Annotated in this window: 16 protein-coding genes; 15 read left to right on the top strand and 1 reads right to left on the bottom strand. The window is 50.5% G+C overall.

From position 1 onward, the window contains the following. The first annotated feature begins 28 nt into the window (after nucleotides 1-28). The 4 genes from AC3WRW_RS17535 (at nucleotide 29) to AC3WRW_RS17520 (ending at nucleotide 4,420) form a co-directional block, all read left to right on the top strand. Nucleotides 29-1,054 carry a glycoside hydrolase family 88/105 protein gene (locus tag AC3WRW_RS17535; protein ID WP_492547642.1) on the top strand — a complete coding sequence of 342 codons (1,026 nt, stop codon included), beginning with the start codon at nucleotides 29-31 and terminating at the stop codon, nucleotides 1,052-1,054. 11 nt (nucleotides 1,055-1,065) lie between these two features. Next, on the top strand, nucleotides 1,066-2,178 hold the full coding sequence (locus tag AC3WRW_RS17530) for a rhamnogalacturonan acetylesterase (protein ID WP_492547593.1): 1,113 nt from the start codon (nucleotides 1,066-1,068) through the stop codon (nucleotides 2,176-2,178). Nucleotides 2,179-3,491: 1,313 nt separating this feature from the next. After that, entirely contained in the window at nucleotides 3,492-4,253 is a 762-nt protein-coding gene (locus tag AC3WRW_RS17525; RefSeq protein WP_492547592.1) for a C1 family peptidase, read from the top strand. A gap of 26 nt (nucleotides 4,254-4,279) precedes the next feature. Further along, complete coding sequence (locus AC3WRW_RS17520) at nucleotides 4,280-4,420, top strand: N-acetylmuramoyl-L-alanine amidase (protein ID WP_492547591.1); 141 nt, start codon at nucleotides 4,280-4,282, stop codon at nucleotides 4,418-4,420. A gap of 172 nt (nucleotides 4,421-4,592) precedes the next feature. Here the strand turns inward: AC3WRW_RS17520 and AC3WRW_RS17515 are convergent, their stop codons facing one another. Further along, entirely contained in the window at nucleotides 4,593-4,799 is a 207-nt protein-coding gene (locus tag AC3WRW_RS17515; protein WP_492547590.1) for a DUF1657 domain-containing protein, read from the bottom strand. A gap of 211 nt (nucleotides 4,800-5,010) precedes the next feature. Here AC3WRW_RS17515 and AC3WRW_RS17510 point away from each other — a divergent pair, with 211 nt between their 5' ends. The 11 genes from AC3WRW_RS17510 (at nucleotide 5,011) to aroE (ending at nucleotide 15,858) form a co-directional block, all read left to right on the top strand. Continuing rightward, nucleotides 5,011-5,850 carry a DUF421 domain-containing protein gene (locus tag AC3WRW_RS17510; RefSeq protein ID WP_492547641.1) on the top strand — a complete coding sequence of 280 codons (840 nt, stop codon included), beginning with the start codon at nucleotides 5,011-5,013 and terminating at the stop codon, nucleotides 5,848-5,850. Nucleotides 5,851-5,868: 18 nt separating this feature from the next. Further along, nucleotides 5,869-6,342: a stage V sporulation protein AC gene (spoVAC, locus tag AC3WRW_RS17505; protein WP_171686335.1), complete on the top strand. Its 474-nt coding sequence runs from the start codon at nucleotides 5,869-5,871 to the stop codon at nucleotides 6,340-6,342. Between the two features lie 4 nt (nucleotides 6,343-6,346). Next, entirely contained in the window at nucleotides 6,347-7,366 is a 1,020-nt protein-coding gene (gene spoVAD / locus AC3WRW_RS17500; protein ID WP_492547589.1) for a stage V sporulation protein AD, read from the top strand. Further along, a complete protein-coding gene (spoVAE, locus tag AC3WRW_RS17495) occupies nucleotides 7,363-7,713 on the top strand; it encodes a stage V sporulation protein AE (RefSeq protein WP_127449933.1) in 351 nt (116 codons plus the stop codon). The genes spoVAD and spoVAE overlap by 4 nt, the downstream gene beginning before the upstream one ends. Nucleotides 7,714-7,957: 244 nt before the next feature. Further along, complete coding sequence (locus tag AC3WRW_RS17490; RefSeq protein WP_492547588.1) at nucleotides 7,958-8,917, top strand: AAA family ATPase; 960 nt, start codon at nucleotides 7,958-7,960, stop codon at nucleotides 8,915-8,917. Between the two features lie 4 nt (nucleotides 8,918-8,921). Next, the gene (locus tag AC3WRW_RS17485; protein ID WP_492547587.1) at nucleotides 8,922-10,208 is read left to right on the top strand and encodes a DUF58 domain-containing protein; all 1,287 of its coding nucleotides are present in this window, start codon (nucleotides 8,922-8,924) and stop codon (nucleotides 10,206-10,208) included. Then, nucleotides 10,201-12,432, top strand: a complete 2,232-nt coding sequence (locus AC3WRW_RS17480; protein WP_492547586.1) for a transglutaminase domain-containing protein — start codon at nucleotides 10,201-10,203, stop codon at nucleotides 12,430-12,432. The genes AC3WRW_RS17485 and AC3WRW_RS17480 overlap by 8 nt, the downstream gene beginning before the upstream one ends. A 61-nt stretch (nucleotides 12,433-12,493) precedes the next feature. Further along, the gene (locus AC3WRW_RS17475; RefSeq protein ID WP_492547585.1) at nucleotides 12,494-13,270 is read left to right on the top strand and encodes an alpha/beta hydrolase; all 777 of its coding nucleotides are present in this window, start codon (nucleotides 12,494-12,496) and stop codon (nucleotides 13,268-13,270) included. Between the two features lie 91 nt (nucleotides 13,271-13,361). After that, nucleotides 13,362-13,856 (top strand): YqeG family HAD IIIA-type phosphatase, encoded by a 495-nt coding sequence (locus AC3WRW_RS17470; protein WP_492547584.1) that lies wholly within the window; start codon nucleotides 13,362-13,364, stop codon nucleotides 13,854-13,856. Nucleotides 13,857-13,864: 8 nt separating this feature from the next. After that, nucleotides 13,865-14,980, top strand: coding sequence for a ribosome biogenesis GTPase YqeH (yqeH, locus tag AC3WRW_RS17465; protein WP_492547583.1), 1,116 nt, complete (start codon nucleotides 13,865-13,867; stop codon nucleotides 14,978-14,980). A gap of 17 nt (nucleotides 14,981-14,997) precedes the next feature. Next, nucleotides 14,998-15,858, top strand: coding sequence for a shikimate dehydrogenase (gene aroE / locus AC3WRW_RS17460; RefSeq protein ID WP_492547582.1), 861 nt, complete (start codon nucleotides 14,998-15,000; stop codon nucleotides 15,856-15,858). The last annotated feature ends 12 nt before the right edge of the window (nucleotides 15,859-15,870 follow it).

Here is a 15,870-nt window from a genome sequence, read left to right as displayed (position 1 = left end):
TAACGACCAACAGGGAGGAAATGAAGAGATGCCAGCCTTACAATTCGATCCAGATGAAATCCGCAAAGTAATTGACCGTGTTGTTCATAGAACGTTCCGTATGGACTTTAATTGGGACTGGCCTGGCGGCGTAGCTTTCTATGGCGTTACAGAAGCTTATGAGGCTACGGGCAAAGAAGAATATCTCCACCTGTTAAAAGCTTGGGTAGATGAGAAGCTGGAGGATGGTCTGCCTAAGTTGTCCGTCAACGGCATTTCGATCGGCCACTCCTTGCTGACCTTGTACAAGGAAACCGGCGAAGACCGGTATATGGAAATCGCTACGCAAATGGCTGACTTCCTGAAACATGAAGCAGAGCGGTTCGGGGAAGGCATTTTCCAACATACGGTGAACTCGGAAACATACAATTTTCCTGAGCAGGCATGGGTGGACACGATGTTCATGGCAGGCTATTTCCTGGTACGCATCGGATCCATGCTGAACCGTGAGGATTATTTCGAAGATGGCCTGAAGCAGTATCACGGTCATGAGAATGTGCTGCAGGACGCTGCGACGAACCTGTATTATCACGGCTGGGACAATTTGGCGCAAAATCATATGTCAGGCATTTATTGGGCCCGCGGCAATGCATGGGCGGCTATTACCATGGCGCGCGCTTTGAGGCTCGTGCATGTGACGCATCCGTCCTTCATGATTATTGAAGGCTCGCTGCGCGATCAATTGAGCGCTCTGGTTCGCTTGCAAGACGAGAGCGGGTTATGGCATACCGTCCTGACGGACAAGGATGCCTATTTGGAAACATCGGGCTCGGCGGGGATTGCGGCTGCCTTGGTCGGTGCCGGACCGCTGTATAACAAATATACGAATAAATCGATCCAAGGCATCTTGTCGCGCATCACCGAAGACGGGACGATCACCGGCGTTTCGGCCGGCACAGCGGTTATGCGGGATATTGACGGGTACAAAGGTGTGCCTTACAAGCGGATTCAAGGCTGGGGGCAAGGGTTGGGACTCACCTTCTTATCCTCGCTGCTGAATCGTAGAGACTGGTAGGCGTTCGCGGGATGAGCATCCATTTCCGATTTGATTTTGGGCCGGAACAAAGCGCAGCGAAGGAAGGATTCACGAAAGTCAGCCCTAACACCGTTTATCATGAGAAGAGCGGCTTTGGCTTTCTAGGTGGCGCTGAGGTATATGGCCGGGATCGCGGGCGGCCCGAAGTTCTCAAGCGAGACTTCTGCATTCCCGTCGGTGCTGTGTTCGCCGTAGATGTGCCGAATGGCAATTATACGATTCATACGTTAATGGGCGACCTCATAACGGCAACTTCGACAGGCTTGAAAGCGGGGCAGGGAAGACTGCTGCTTTCAGAATGCCGCACAGCTGCCGGAGAGTTTGTGTCCAACAGCTTTAGCGTTCACGTGGAGGATGGGCAGTTGCGACTGGCGTTCTCAGGCGCAGCGCCGCGCATTAATGCGCTGGAGGTCGTTTCGGCTCCGCAAGCGTCTACCTTGTATTTGGTCGGTGATTCCACAGTAACGGATCAGCCTCAGGACGGTTATCCTTATACGGGGTGGGGGCAAATGCTCCCGCTGTTCGTCAAAGCGGACGCCGCGGTAGCGAACTATGCGTTCTCAGGCCGCAGCTCCAAAAGCTTCCTGAATGAAGGACGGTTCGCCCCCATTCTTGAAAAAATTAATGCCAACGATTATTTGTTCATCCAGTTTGGGCATAACGATCAGAAGTTGGATGAGGAGCGGGCGACATCTCCTTATACAACCTATAAAGAGCATTTGGCGATTTATGTTCATGAAGCGAGGACGCGGGGAGCCGTTCCCGTTCTAGTCACGCCTGTGCAGCGGAGATTTTTTGATAGCGACGGCAGCATCATCGACACGCACGGCGACTATACTACGGCTATGAAACAGCTGGCGGAGGAAGAGGACGTTCTCCTGATCGATTTGGCCGGGGAGAGCAAGCAATTGTTCGAATCGCTAGGCCCTGAGGAAACCAAATCCTTGTTCATGTGGGCATGGCCGGGCGAGTTTCCGAACTTTCCGAAAGGCGCGGAGGATAATACGCATTTCCAAGAAAAAGGCGGTATCGCTATCGCCGAATTAGTCGCAGCCTGCATTCGCAAGCAGCAAATACAGCCACTTCATCGCTATCTGCGATAAGCGTTATCTAATGGAACCGGGCGGACCAGTCTAGGATAGACTTGGAACAGCCTGGTTCTTTGGTGATGCTGCCGCTTTTATTGGCGGATTGGGGGGGCTCGCATTGAAATGAGGGGGATTGTCCGATTTGGGGCTGGGGTTTACTGCTGGGAGCTGTCTATTCAGGCATTTCTCTTGCCTATATTGCATTATGTGCAATGAAATGGGGGGGAATGGAGGTTTAGCAGCCCTTCATTGTATGAAATACAATGATATGTGCTCAACATGCCCTCAATCCCTCGTTTCATGGGAAAATCGTTGCACAAAGTACAACGTAGCTTGCTGAAGCAGGGAGATTCGGCAGAAATGGTTGTACAATGTGCAACATAGGGCCGAGTAATGACGTGACCGTACAAGAGCAACAATCGACTTTATCCATCTACCTGCCGCACAAGAGCAACAATCTACTTTAACCATCTACCTGACCACACAACTGCAGCAAACTACTTCATCCATCTACCTGACCACACAACTGCAGCAAACTACTCTATCCATCTACCTAACCGTACAAGTGCAGCAAACTACTCTATCCATCTACCTAACCGTACAAGTGCAGCAAACTACTCCATCCATCTTCCTGCCGCACAAGCGCATCAAATTTACTCAATCCCATCTACCCGACCCCACAAGAGCAGCAATCGACTTCAACCATCTACCTGACCGCAAAAGAGCAGCAAACTACTCTATCCATCTACCTGACCACATAAGTGCAGTAAACTACTCCATCCATTTACCTAACCGTACAAGAGCACCAATCTACTTTAACCATCTACCTGACCTTACAAGAGCAACAATCTACTTTAACCATCTACCCGCCTCACATGAGCAACAATCTATTCCATCCATCTATCTAACCACACAATAGCAACAATCGACTTCATCCATCTACCCGCCCCCACAAGAGCAGCAATCTACGTTATCCATCTACCCGCCCCCACAAGTGCAGCAAACTACTCCATCCATCTACCTAACCACACAAGAGCAACAATCGACTTCATCCATCTACCTGCCGCACAATTTGCCTGCCACACAAGCGCATCAAATTTACTCCATCCAGCTACCCGACCCCACAAGAGCAGCAATCGACTCCATCTATCTACCCGACCCCACAAGAGCAGCAATCCCTCCCTACCATCTACCTATTCCACTGGCGAATCCACGTGGCAGCCCAGCCCATATTCAGCAGCCTATATTCGACCTTTCCGCACGCTCCAGCCTATGGGTGAATATACTGAAGTACATTTACGCAAACGGGCGATGGGGGAGGAAAACAGGTGAGAAGGAAGTTAACGGTAAAGCGGGACCCGCGTGATTTTCGCGATCATTTTTACCGAAGCGTCAATTATGTCAGGGAATCCCAGCTGCCGCGTAAAGTTGACTTGCGCAGCAAGCTTTCTCCGATTGTGAATCAAGGGAATTTAGGTTCCTGCACGTCGAACGCCATCGTAAGCGGACTGCGAGAATATTGGCTGCGTCAAGAAAGCGATTCAGCGCCGCGGCTATCGCGGCTTTTTCACTATTGGCATGAGCGGAAGTTGGAAGGCACCGTCAATCGGGACTCTGGCGCAACGGTTCGCGACGGGATGAAGGTGCTGCACAAAATCGGCGTTTGTCCTGAAAGCGAATGGCCGTATCAAATTGCCAAGTTTAAAGATACGCCTGATGCTGAGGCTGAGCAAACCGCAGGAACTTACCGAATCGGCGCCTATCATCGCATTCAAGATCTGGCAGGCATCAAAGCCGCATTGGCCGACGGTCAGCCTGTCGTGTTCGGGATATGGGTCTATGCTTCATTTGAAAGCCCATCCGCTTCCCAAACGGGACGAATTCCGTATCCCAACCGGAAAAAAGAAATGCTGTTAGGCGGTCATGCGATGCTGGCTGTCGGTTACAAGGAAGGCAAACAGAAAGGCCAGGGGGTAGTCATCGCCCGCAATTCATGGGGAAAAGCCTGGGGGGATCAAGGATATTGCTACTTGCCCTATTCCTTTTTCAAAAACAAGGGGCTGACATTCGATTATTGGACTGGAAAATAAGGCCTTATCCGGGAGGGGATGAAGCTATGATGAGTGTTGACGATGCGAATAAAATCATTGCCTTTTTATCTGCGGCCTATATGGCGACGGACGATCCGCAGGCAAGAGAAGAGTTTCACCGATTAGCCAATGAGCTGAGGAAAGCATCCGGACAGCCGTTGCAATAACTGAAATTTCATAGAAACGAGGAGCGGCTTTATGGCAAAAGATGATGCGTTCAAACTGTTTATTTTGGTGCTTTTTGTTCTGCTTTCGCTTATCCTCCTTCTTATGCAGTAAAAGCAAAACAGCCGTGCAACGAGAATGTTCTCGTTACTGCCGGCTGTTTTTGTTTGTGGACTAAAACCCTTTGTATTGAGGTTCTTCGTTTTCCAATTGCTGTACGCGGGAGGAGACTTGATTAACAATGTCTTGGGTGGCCATTGCGGCAGTTTCAAAGAGCTGTTTCGCTTCTTGATTTTGCGTGCTTAACGCAAAGGTCTCTAGGCTTGCTTGTGCGCTTTTGAGGGAAGCTAAGGTTGTTTTTACTTGAGCAGCTACAGTCATGTAGACACCTCTTCATCATGGATTAGCAAGCAAATGGACAGAGCGATTTCATTTGTTTGCGCTCATTAATATACCCCGACTTTCCCTCCTCATAATTGACAAATAAATACAAATGGTTTCAATGATAACAGGGTCTCATTTTGCGCATAATGACTTTGTTTGAAGCTTTAGGAAAGAGAGGGAACGGATTGTGGCCGATTGGGTACATATCATGATTAGGGCGTTCAGCGCGCTAAGTATTTTGTTCGTACTGACAAGAATTCTGGGGAAGAAGCAAATATCTCAATTGACTTTTTTTGAATATGTCATTGGGATTACGCTGGGCGATTTAGCCGGTGTCATTTCAACGGATGTGGAAAGCAACTTCTTTCACGGGGTCATTGCAATATTAGTCTGGTGTCTTGTGCCCTTTTTATTGGAAATTTTGGCGCTTAAGAGCAAAACGTTGCGCGTTTGGTTCGAGGGAAAAGGCACGGTGCTTATTAAAGACGGAAAAGTGCTTGAAGAAAATTTGAAAAAGGAAAGATATACCGGGGACGAGCTTCTAGAGCAGCTGCGGACGAAAAGTGTTTTCCGGCTGGCGGATGTGGAATTTGCCATGCTCGAATCGAGCGGCGATTTAAGCGTTTTGCTCAAAAGCGACGTGCAGCCTCTGACTCCTAAGCATCTTGGGATGAAAATGATGACGGAAAAACCGAATCACACGGTCATTATGGACGGCGAGATTCAAGGGGAACCGCTTGCTGCCGCAGGCAAAGGCGTAGGATGGCTGCAAACGGAACTGGATAAGCTAGGAGTAACGAAGGAAAATGTATTTTTTGGCCAAGTGGACACCAATGGGGAATTGACCGTCGATCTCTACGACGACAAGCTGAAAGTTCCTCAGCCGAGCGAAAGACCTGCGCTGCTCGCCACTCTGAAGAAAAGTGAAGCGGACCTTGAGCTGTATTCCTTATCTACGGAGCATCCCGAAGCCAAGAAAATGTATGAGGATTGCTCGGAGAAACTGACGAAAGTCATTCAAGATCTTCACACCCTGTTAAAATCCTAACCATGCAGGAGGGAACGTATGGCCGACAATAAGAAAAAGAATCTCACGATGACCCAGCAGGAATATCAGGAATTGGCAAAGCGGGTCGAGCCGAAAAGGCCCGTGTTGAAAAATTGCATTAGGGCTTTTTTAGTTGGCGGGGTCATTTGTTTGATCGGTGAATGCTTTATGCAAATGTTCATTAATTGGTTTGGTTTTACGGAAAAAACAGCCGGCAATCCCACAGTTGCCGTCTTAATTATTATTTCCGTCATTTTGACGAGCTTTGGCATCTACGACAAAATTGCGCAATGGGCCGGAGCCGGCAGCGCAGTCCCGGTTACAGGCTTTGCGAACTCCCTCTGTTCTGCGGCGATTGAGCATAAGAGCGAAGGACTGGTCCTGGGCGTGGGCGGGAACATGTTCAAATTAGCCGGCTCCGTTATTGTGTTTGGCACGGTGGCTGCGTTTGTTGTGGGGCTTTTGCATCTAATTATTATGGGTGGGGGCTGATCGTATGCTGAAAGGGCATCAAAGCTGGGTGTTCGAGAACCGCCCCGTCATCCTGTCCACGGGAACGGTCGTTGGGCCCGATGAAGGCGAAGGGCCTCTCGCCGAAGACTTCGATATCGTTCATGGCGACTTGACCGTTGGACAGAAAACATGGGAAAAAGCGGAGAAAGCGCTGCTCGAGGAAGCCGCGCAGCACGCTTTAGACAATGCCGGACTTACCGGCGGTCAGATTCAGTTCTATATTGGAGGCGATCTGATGAATCAGATCATCTCCAATACGTTCGCGGCGCGCACGCTGGGCATGCCGTATCTTGGCATCTTCGGCGCTTGCTCGACGTCGATGGAAGGGTTGGCGCTGGCCGCGCAGCTGCTGGATTCAGGGGCGGCCAATTATGCCATGGCGGGCACCTGCAGCCATAACTGCACGGTGGAGAAGCAGTTCCGCTATCCGACGGAGTACGGATCGCAGAAGCCGCCGACAGCGCAGTATACGGTGACGGGCGCCGGGGTCGCGGTGCTCGCCAAGACGGGGGACGGCCCCGTCATCACCGCGGCAACCATTGGGCGTGTCGTGGATATGGGCATCACCGACCCGTTTAATATGGGCGCTGCGATGGCGCCGGCAGCGGTCGATACGATTCAGGCGCACTTTCGCGATCTGGGCCGTGAGCCAGGGTATTACGACCTGATTGTGACCGGCGATCTCGCCGCGGTTGGCTCGGAAATTGCGCGCGAGCTGTTTCACAAGCACAAGGTACCGATTGACCAAACGACGTATGACGACTGCGGTTTAATGATCTATGAGCGGGACAGGCAGAATGTGCAAGCGGGAGGGAGCGGCTGCGGCTGCTCGGCAACCGTTACTTACGGTCATCTGCTCAAACGTATGAAGAAGGGGGAGCTGAAACGTATTCTGGTTGTGGCTACAGGCGCTTTACTGTCTCCGCTTTCCTTCCAGCAAGGGGAAAGCATCCCTTGTATTGCGCATGCAGTTTCTATAGAGTCTGGAGGGTTGTACGCATGAACTTTTTTTGGGCTTTTGTCATTGGCGGCGCGATTTGCGTCTTTGGGCAGCTTTTAATGGATGTTGGCAAGCTGACGCCGGCACATACCATGAGCACGCTCGTCGTCCTTGGCGCTATCGCAGACGGCTGCAATCTGTACGATCCATTCATTGAATTTGCCGGTGCGGGAGCGACCGTTCCGATTACCAGCTTCGGCAATGCCTTAGTGCACGGCGCGCTTGAGGAGCTGCATAAGGACGGGTATATCGGCATCATCACAGGGATATTCAAAGTGACCAGCGCGGGGATATCGGCCGCGATTATTTTCTCGTTTATTGCCGCCGTTTTTGTTAAGCCAAAAGGATGAAACACAATAAAGGAGCTAAGCGCTTGTGTGCTTAGCTCCTTTGCCTTTTTATTCACATGGTTAATTTTAACAAATAAATTTAGAGGAAATACAAGTATACGGACGAAATACTTTACTGTAAACTGGATTTACGCACTTTTTCTCTTTTTTTTAAGGATTACTGTCATATTGGGCGTTTTTTCGCAGAACTCTGCAGCTCTTACGACGTAAGCTTTCTTACGAAAACGCTAAGGAGGATTAAGACATGGAAACTGCCACCCATCATCATGTAGAAGTTTTAGCTAGGCTGAAAACGAATTTAGAATCATGCATTCTAGGGAAGAGTGCTGAAATTGAATTGCTGCTTACTGCGATGCTGGCCGGTGGGCATGTTTTACTTGAAGATGTGCCTGGTACAGGCAAAACGGTGCTGATCAAGGCTCTCGCCCGTTCGATCGACGGCCAGTTCCGCCGTATTCAGTGTAATCCCGATCTTTTACCATCCGATATTACCGGTGTTTCCATATATCATCCCAAAGAAGAAAAGTTCCTGTTCCGTTCCGGGCCTATTATGACGAATATTTTGCTCGTAGATGAAATCAACCGCGCAACGACCAAAACGCAGTCGGCGCTGCTGGAAGCTATGGAAGAGCAGCATATTACGGTAGACGGCGATATTCATGAGCTGCCTTCCCCTTTTCTGATGCTGGCTACCCAAAATCCGATTGACTTCGAAGGCACTTACATACTGCCGGAAGCACAGCTCGACCGCTTTATGGTTAAGCTTAGCCTAGGCTACCCTAGCGAAGCGGCCGAGAAGCAAATGATTGCTTCCCAAAGCAAAGCTCATCCGATGGAAGCTTTGCATCCCGTGATGGATACATCCGAAGTTTTGGCCGCGCAGGAGCAGGCTAGAAGCGTACATATGGATGATGCAGTGGCGGATTATTTAGTGAATATCACCCGAAAAACGCGCGAGCATCCGGCTGTATTTCTTGGCGCAAGCCCGCGGGCTACGCTGTCGCTGGTGCTTGCTTCCAAAGCCTTTGCCTTTTTGAAGGGCAGAGATTATGTCATCCCTGATGACATCAAGTACCTTGCGCCATACGTGCTCGGTCACCGGATGATTCTTCATTCCGAAGCGCGCATGGACGGGGCCACGGTGTCTTCTGTTCTCGGCGCGATTTTCGAGCAGGTTCGCGTGCCGGTTCGATTGGAGAAGTGAGCCTATGACTCGACCGGTATTCAAGCGATTCGGGGAACGTCCCCGGTTTCCGGCTCCTCTATGGCTACTGATTTCATGCTTCACGGCTAGCTTATTCTTCCTGCTGTTTCAAGGGGGGAAGCTGGCCTCCATGCTTTTTATCATCGTCGCTTTATTGTCGGTTTATTTGCTCTCCGGCAACTGGAGCGGCATTAGGCGCGCTCAAGGAACGCGCAAGCTGTCCGTTGCCGGGCAGGATGCCCAGCTTGAAGCGGGGCAATCGCTGCAAATCGGGATCAGCGTGCAAATTCCAGGCTTCTGGCCGATTCCTTACATGATCATCAAGGATCAATTTATTCGTCAGAGCGGAGAAGAAACCATCTTCGAAGGCTCGCTGATCCCGGATTGGAAGCGGAGAGGGGAACTGTTGTACAGCACGCCTCCGCTGCGGAGGGGATATTACCGGTTCGGCGAGACGGAATGTGTGACCGAGGATATATTTGGCTTCTTCCAGCACAAAGGACGCTTGGAGCTCCAGCAGTCGATAACGGTTTATCCGCAAACCGTAGCAATCCGGGAATGGGCGCAGTTCCACCAAATGCTCAAAGGCATGCAGCATCATTCGACGACGACAAGGGCTCACCGGGAAACGACGCAAATTAACGGTGTACGCGAGTATATATACGGTGACCGGCTATCCCGCATTCACTGGAATGCAACCGCCAAGACGGGGACATGGAAGTCGAAAGAGTTCGAGCGGGAGTCGCTGCCCAAAACGATTATTTTACTAGACCGGACGGCCCGGGCTTATGGCGACGCTGCCGAATTCGAACTGGCCGTGTCTGTGGCCGCATCTTTGTTCCGCTATGGAGCGGGCCGCGATTTGGCGTTGGGACTGCTTTCCATCGGCAATGAAGCCACATATTTTGAACCGAAGCAAAGCCAAAACCATCATAAACATATTTTAAAACATTTGGTCGGCGTGGAGGCCGACGGCTTTCGTCCGCTGCAGCAAATTTTAAAAGAACATTCGCGGGAACTGCCTGCCGGCTGCTTCTTTGTCCTTATTTCGCCGCAGAAGGGCTCCGTGATGATGCAGGTGCTGACGCAGCTCTCGCATCTTCAAATGAACCCTTGCCATATGTGGGTTCATGCCGAACCGTCCCATGTGTTCAAACTGCAAGGCATGGAGCAGGAGAGCGCGAAGAACGACTGGATCAAAGCGATTCGCTCACAAGGTTATATGGGGTATGAGGTCAGTCAGTTATCGGACTTGCCTAACCTGCTGGGAGGGGCGAAACGGTATGCTTAACTCATTCTGGAAAGGATTTCTTTTTAAAGATTGGGAACAACGCGCTAATGCGATTCTTACAGGAGTTTTCCTGTATCAGTTTGTGATTTGGATCATGAAGGAAGATGGCTTATGGCTTCCGGAAACGGTCGCCTTTGTCACATGGACACTCAGCCTGACGGCTGCCACATACTTGATTCCGCATCTTCGCCGCGCATGGCGCGTCTTGATCCAATTTGTATTGATCATCGGGCTTCACCTCGTAGGGATGGGTTATCATTATGCCGCTGTGAAGGTGACGACATGGAAAAGTGCGCTCAAATGGATCGCCTTGAACGCAGGTCAGTTGGAACCGTACATTTGGTTCAGCCTGGTCGCATGGCTTGCTTATTTGTTTGCCATGTGGTCGGTGACATCCAGGCTGCGCGTGTTTGTGCTCATTGCCGCCAGTATTTTATTTTTTGCCATACGGGACTCTTTCAGTACGATCTTTCTGTGGCCTCAAGTAGCGATGGTGATCTTCTGCGGCTTTTCGCTCTTGATGGTTCGTCACTTCGCCAAGCTGAAGAAGCGGGCTCCTGTCATTTGGGAGACGATTACCGATTATCCGTCTTCGATCCTGCTTCCAATCGGACTGATTGTAGGCATTATTTCCCTTGTCGGGTTTTTCGCACCTACGATAGATCCGGTCTTAACCGATCCTTATACGGCATACAAGGTCAGTCGGGGAGAACCCGTTCCTCTATTGGGAAAAGGGGTCAGTGTGGCGGCCTCTGCTGGCGATTCTTCGTCCGGCTACAGCAGGGATGACAGCCATCTTGGCGGCGGTTTTCAATTCGATTACACGCCCGTCATGACGGTTGAAACGAGCAAACGCACTTATTTCCGCGGCGAGACGAGAGCGCAGTATAATGGAAAAGGATGGGAGCTCAGTGCGACGGAGAAGAAGCTGCCGGTCAATCGGGTCAATCTGAATACGCTGCCGCTTGATCCAAGGTTTGATCTGTCGCTCTTGAAAACGCAAGAAGTAAAGCAAACCGTTGTGATGCAAAGGGAAGACGTTTTTCCGGTTCTCTTCGGCGGTTACGCCATCCAGCGTTTGGTGGAAGTGAATCAAGGCGAGAATCCGTTTCAACGCATTCTATGGTCGCCACGGCAATCCGAGCTCCGTTTTGCGAGCAAAACGAATTATCCCAAAGAATATGCGATTATTTCAGAGGAGCCTATTCTGGAAGTAGATCAATTGCGTGAGGTGAATGTTGATTATACGAACAAGCCGGAATGGGCGGAGTATTTGCAGGTGCCTGCGGATCTTCCGGACCGTGTCAAACAGCTTGCCCTCGACATTACCAAATCAGCTACGAATTCGTATGATAAGGCGAAGCTGATCGAGACTTATTTGGCAGAGCATTACCCGTATACGAACACGCCGGACGAAAGCAAAGGCAAGAGCAAAGATTTTGTAGACCGGTTCTTGTTTGAGATCAAACAGGGGTACTGCGATTACTATTCTACGTCAATGGCCGTGCTTGCCCGTTCGATCGGACTGCCGACCCGCTGGGTGAAGGGCTACTCCTCCGGAGCTTCGCCTGTCCCTGATCAGATAAGGGAATTCGGTATTTTGAGTCAATTGGGCGAAGACGTCGATAAAAACGCTGCGGGCACCTACACAGTCCGTAACTCGGATGCGCATTCCTGGGTTGAAGTTTATTTCGAAGGCTTTGGCTGGATTGCTTTTGAGCCGACTTCCGGCTTCACGCTGCCGAATGTGTTTCCTGAGAAAACGCCGCCGCCCGTTGATCTTTCCACGGAGAGCGATCCTGTTGCAGTGCCTGAAGAGCCGGTGCAGTCCCCAAGCTTTACATGGCTTTGGTTGACGCTGAGCGGTATCGGTATCGCTGCTGTGGCAGCTGTAGGCGCAGTATTCTTCTTCCGCAGCCCGTACCTCCGGGAATGGCGTAAACGCAGAAAGCAGCTGAAAGCCGTTAATTTCAATCAAAAAATTATCGTCGAATTCGAAAAACTGCTGCGCATGAGCCGGCGCAAAGGGTACACCAGACTCGAGCATGAAACGATGCGTGAAGCGACAGCCCGCTGGTCAAGCCAGAGCAAATGGATGAAAAACGACCTGGAGACGGTGCTGGAGTTGTTCGAACGAGCGAAATACAGCCAGACGGTTTCGTCCGAAGCCGACTATCAAACCGTGAGCCAATCTATTTCCAAATTAAAAGAACAAATGAAATAGATACTTCAAGCCACTCACCCTCAAGGGAGGGTGGCTTTCATAATGAGAGGAGCATTTCCCTATGGCATTTATTGATTGCAACTTTTATTCGGATACACTTGGCGTTTCAGCTTCCATGTATGTCATTTTGCCGCAAGCGGCTCAAAATTTGATCGGGATGTCTTCTGCGAGCTATGGGAAAAAGCATCCGACGCTGTATTTATTGCACGGTTTGTCGGACGATCACACGATCTGGATGCGGAGAACCTCCATTGAGCGTTATGCCGCCCAATTAGGGATTGCCGTCGTCATGCCTGCGGTGAATCGGAGCTTTTATGCGGATATGGCGTCAGGTCCGAAATATTGGTCATTTATTAGTGAAGAACTGCCCGCTATTGCGAGATCCTTTTTTCCGCTGGCGGAGGAAAGAGAATTGAACTATGTGGCAGGCCTATCAATGGGCGGATATGGGGCTATGAAGTTGGCGCTTACGCATCCGGACCGGTATGCAGCCGCCGCCAGCTTATCGGGTGCCCTTGACATTTCGCATCGGGCTTTACATTTTCCAGACGATTTTAAGCTGATTTATGACGACGTGACGAAAATCAAAGGCAGCGGGAACGATTTGTTTTACTTGGCGGAGCAGCTGACAGCTAACGAGGGTGTGAGACCCCAGCTGTATCAGTGCTGCGGTACGGAAGATTTTTTATATGAAGATAACATTCGCTTCCTTCAGTATTGCCGGGAATTGGGACTGGACTTAACCTACGAAGAGGAGCCGGGCGAACACGATTGGGGCTATTGGGACCGCAAAATCCAAAATGTCCTGAACTGGCTGCCGCTTCCAGCCCGTACCTAGTGGGAAAATATGTTCTTTTCTTTTTGCAACAAACGGGTCACTATGGTATAGTTTCTCGTATATGTCGAGGAAGCAGTTGGAGGGAAATGGTTTGCTGAAGAAGCTCGTACCCAGACAGTCCGTACATACGATCTATGATATTGATGCCAATCATTTGTGGGATTTTGGCGTTCGCGGTATCATTACTGATCTCGATAACACGCTCGTCGGCGCACGCGATCCGCATGCGACCCCTGAGTTAATAGAGTGGTTGAATCATTTGCAGAAAATGGGCTTTAAGGTCGTTATTGTATCCAACAATAATCATGGCCGCGTATCTGCTTTTGCAGAACCGTTAGGCATTCCATTCATCCACCGGGCCAAGAAACCATGGAACGTTTCATTTCACAAGGCTATGAAGCTGCTTGGTACGAATGCGAGACAAACAGCTGTCATAGGCGATCAAATGCTGACGGATGTGCTTGGCGGCAATCGAATGGGGCTTTACACGATTCTGGTGAATCCGATTTCCATCAATGACGAAGGTTTCTTCACGCGAATTAACCGGCGGATTGAGAAATGGGCGAATGCCAGGATGAAGAATTAGGAGGTTTCATGAGTACAGAAACGATTAATCATTGTGCGGGTTGCGGCGTATTGCTGCAAACAGAAGACAAGACCAAGCTCGGATTTATTCCGGCAGAAGCGCTGCAGAAGGAGCCGCTGATTTGTCAGCGCTGCTACCGGATCAAGCACTATAACGAATCTTCAAGCATCACGCTGCAGCAGGACGACTTCTTGAAGTTGCTCGGACATGTCGGTCAAACCAAAGCGCTGGTTGTGAAGATTGTAGATATTTTTGATTTTGAAGGCAGCATGATCTCCAGTTTAAGCCGGTTTGTCGGTTCGAATCCGGTCCTGCTTGTCGTCAACAAAATTGATTTGCTGCCGAAAGTGACCAATGCCAACAAGATTATTAATTGGGTGCAGCGCAGAGCCAAAGAGGCGAACCTCAAAGTTGTTGACATTGTCCTATGCAGCGCCAAGAAAAACATCGGCTTCGACCGCGTGATTACGGCTGTGCAGGAATACCGCGGCAATATGGATGTGTATGTTGTCGGCGCTACCAATGTCGGCAAATCGACGCTGATCAACCGATTAATCAGCGATTACAGCGATTTGGAAGCGGAGCTGACAACGTCCCAGTACCCGGGCACGACGCTGGATTTGGTCAAAATCCCGCTCGACGATGGCCGGTTTATCGTAGATACGCCGGGGATTGTGCACTTGCACCGGTTAACTGAGGTAGTGAAGAAGCGCGATCTGGCCCGTATTATGCCGGATAAGCCGCTCAAACCGATCGTCTTTCAACTGAATGAAGCTCAGACGCTGTTCTTTGGCGCTTTAGCACGGTTTGATTTTATCAAAGGCGACCATCAGTCGTTCACATGCTACATCTCCAATGCGATCCAAATTCATCGCACGAAGCTGGAGCGGGCCGATGAGCTGTATGAAGGACATAAGGGCGTCATGCTTGCGCCTCCGAACGAAGCGGATTTGGACGAGCTGCCTAAATTTGTGAAGCATGGGTTCAACATTCCAAAGGGGAAACAAATGGATGTGCTCATCTCCGGCTTAGGTTGGATCAAAGTGAATAGTATTGCCGGAGCACAGATTGCCGTTCACGCACCGAAGGGGATTAAGGTTATCGTACGTGAGTCATTGATATAGGGGGACCAGAGGAAACCATGGAGAAGAGCCGGGCGATTGACAGTCATACGATTTTATATGGGGTTTTCGGAGATCCGATTCGGCATTCCCGATCTCCCATCATGCTGAATCGCGCTTTCCAGGAAGCAGGGATTAACGCGGTTTATGCTGCTTTTCACGTTCTTCCTGACGCGCTTGGCGATGCGGTTCGCGGGATACGGGTATTGGGTTACCGGGGAATCAATGTAACGATTCCACATAAAGTTGAGGTCATGCAGTATCTCGACGAAATTGACGAGGGTGCCCGGATCGTTGGCGCGGTCAATACCATCGTGAATGAAGCCGGCAAGCTTACCGGCTACAACACGGACGGCATTGGTTACGTGCGTTCGCTCAAAGAGGAAACCGGCATCGATTTGAAGGGCAAAAGCGTTCTTCTCCTTGGAGCCGGCGGCGCAGCCAGAGGCGTGGCCTATGCGCTTGCCAAAGAAGGAGCAGGCTGTATTTATATTGCGAATCGGACGAAAGAGCGCGCTTTGGAACTGGCTGACACGATCGGAGCATATACCAAGACGGTCGGTCTTGGGCTTGATGAGCTCTCGGGTGTCGTGGATGAGGTCCAGTTCGTCCTCAATACGACATCGGCGGGCATGCATCCTAATACGGAGGAGCTGCCGATGCCGGTTGAACTGCTGCGAGAGCATCATCTCGTCAGCGATTTGATCTATAACCCGCGGATCACCAGGTTTCTTCGCGAAGCGGAGGCCAAAGGAGCCCGCATTCATGGCGGACTCGGTATGTTTATTTATCAAGGGGCATTTGCTTTTGAATATTGGACTGGTACGCCTGCGCCCGTTGCGGCGATGAGACAGGTGGTAGAACAGTCGTTAGCTGAATAAGAATGAATAGAG

The organism is Paenibacillus sp. FW126-R14 (assembly GCF_058789495.1).
This window is presented reverse-complemented; position numbering and strand designations above follow the sequence as displayed.

Bases quoted from the DNA above. Each gene is read 5' to 3' on its own strand.
- AC3WRW_RS17535 (WP_492547642.1), top strand. From the start codon at position 29: ATGCCAGCCTTACAATTCGATCCAGATGAAATCCGCAAAGTAATTGAC.
- AC3WRW_RS17530 (WP_492547593.1), top strand. From the start codon at position 1,066: ATGAGCATCCATTTCCGATTTGATTTTGGGCCGGAACAAAGCGCAGCG.
- AC3WRW_RS17520 (WP_492547591.1), top strand. From the start codon at position 4,280: ATGATGAGTGTTGACGATGCGAATAAAATCATTGCCTTTTTATCTGCG.
- AC3WRW_RS17515 (WP_492547590.1), bottom strand. From the start codon at position 4,799: ATGACTGTAGCTGCTCAAGTAAAAACAACCTTAGCTTCCCTCAAAAGC.
- AC3WRW_RS17510 (WP_492547641.1), top strand. From the start codon at position 5,011: ATGATTAGGGCGTTCAGCGCGCTAAGTATTTTGTTCGTACTGACAAGA.
- spoVAC (WP_171686335.1), top strand. From the start codon at position 5,869: ATGGCCGACAATAAGAAAAAGAATCTCACGATGACCCAGCAGGAATAT.
- spoVAD (WP_492547589.1), top strand. From the start codon at position 6,347: ATGCTGAAAGGGCATCAAAGCTGGGTGTTCGAGAACCGCCCCGTCATC.
- spoVAE (WP_127449933.1), top strand. From the start codon at position 7,363: ATGAACTTTTTTTGGGCTTTTGTCATTGGCGGCGCGATTTGCGTCTTT.
- AC3WRW_RS17490 (WP_492547588.1), top strand. From the start codon at position 7,958: ATGGAAACTGCCACCCATCATCATGTAGAAGTTTTAGCTAGGCTGAAA.
- AC3WRW_RS17485 (WP_492547587.1), top strand. From the start codon at position 8,922: ATGACTCGACCGGTATTCAAGCGATTCGGGGAACGTCCCCGGTTTCCG.
- AC3WRW_RS17480 (WP_492547586.1), top strand. From the start codon at position 10,201: ATGCTTAACTCATTCTGGAAAGGATTTCTTTTTAAAGATTGGGAACAA.
- AC3WRW_RS17475 (WP_492547585.1), top strand. From the start codon at position 12,494: ATGGCATTTATTGATTGCAACTTTTATTCGGATACACTTGGCGTTTCA.
- yqeH (WP_492547583.1), top strand. From the start codon at position 13,865: ATGAGTACAGAAACGATTAATCATTGTGCGGGTTGCGGCGTATTGCTG.
- aroE (WP_492547582.1), top strand. From the start codon at position 14,998: ATGGAGAAGAGCCGGGCGATTGACAGTCATACGATTTTATATGGGGTT.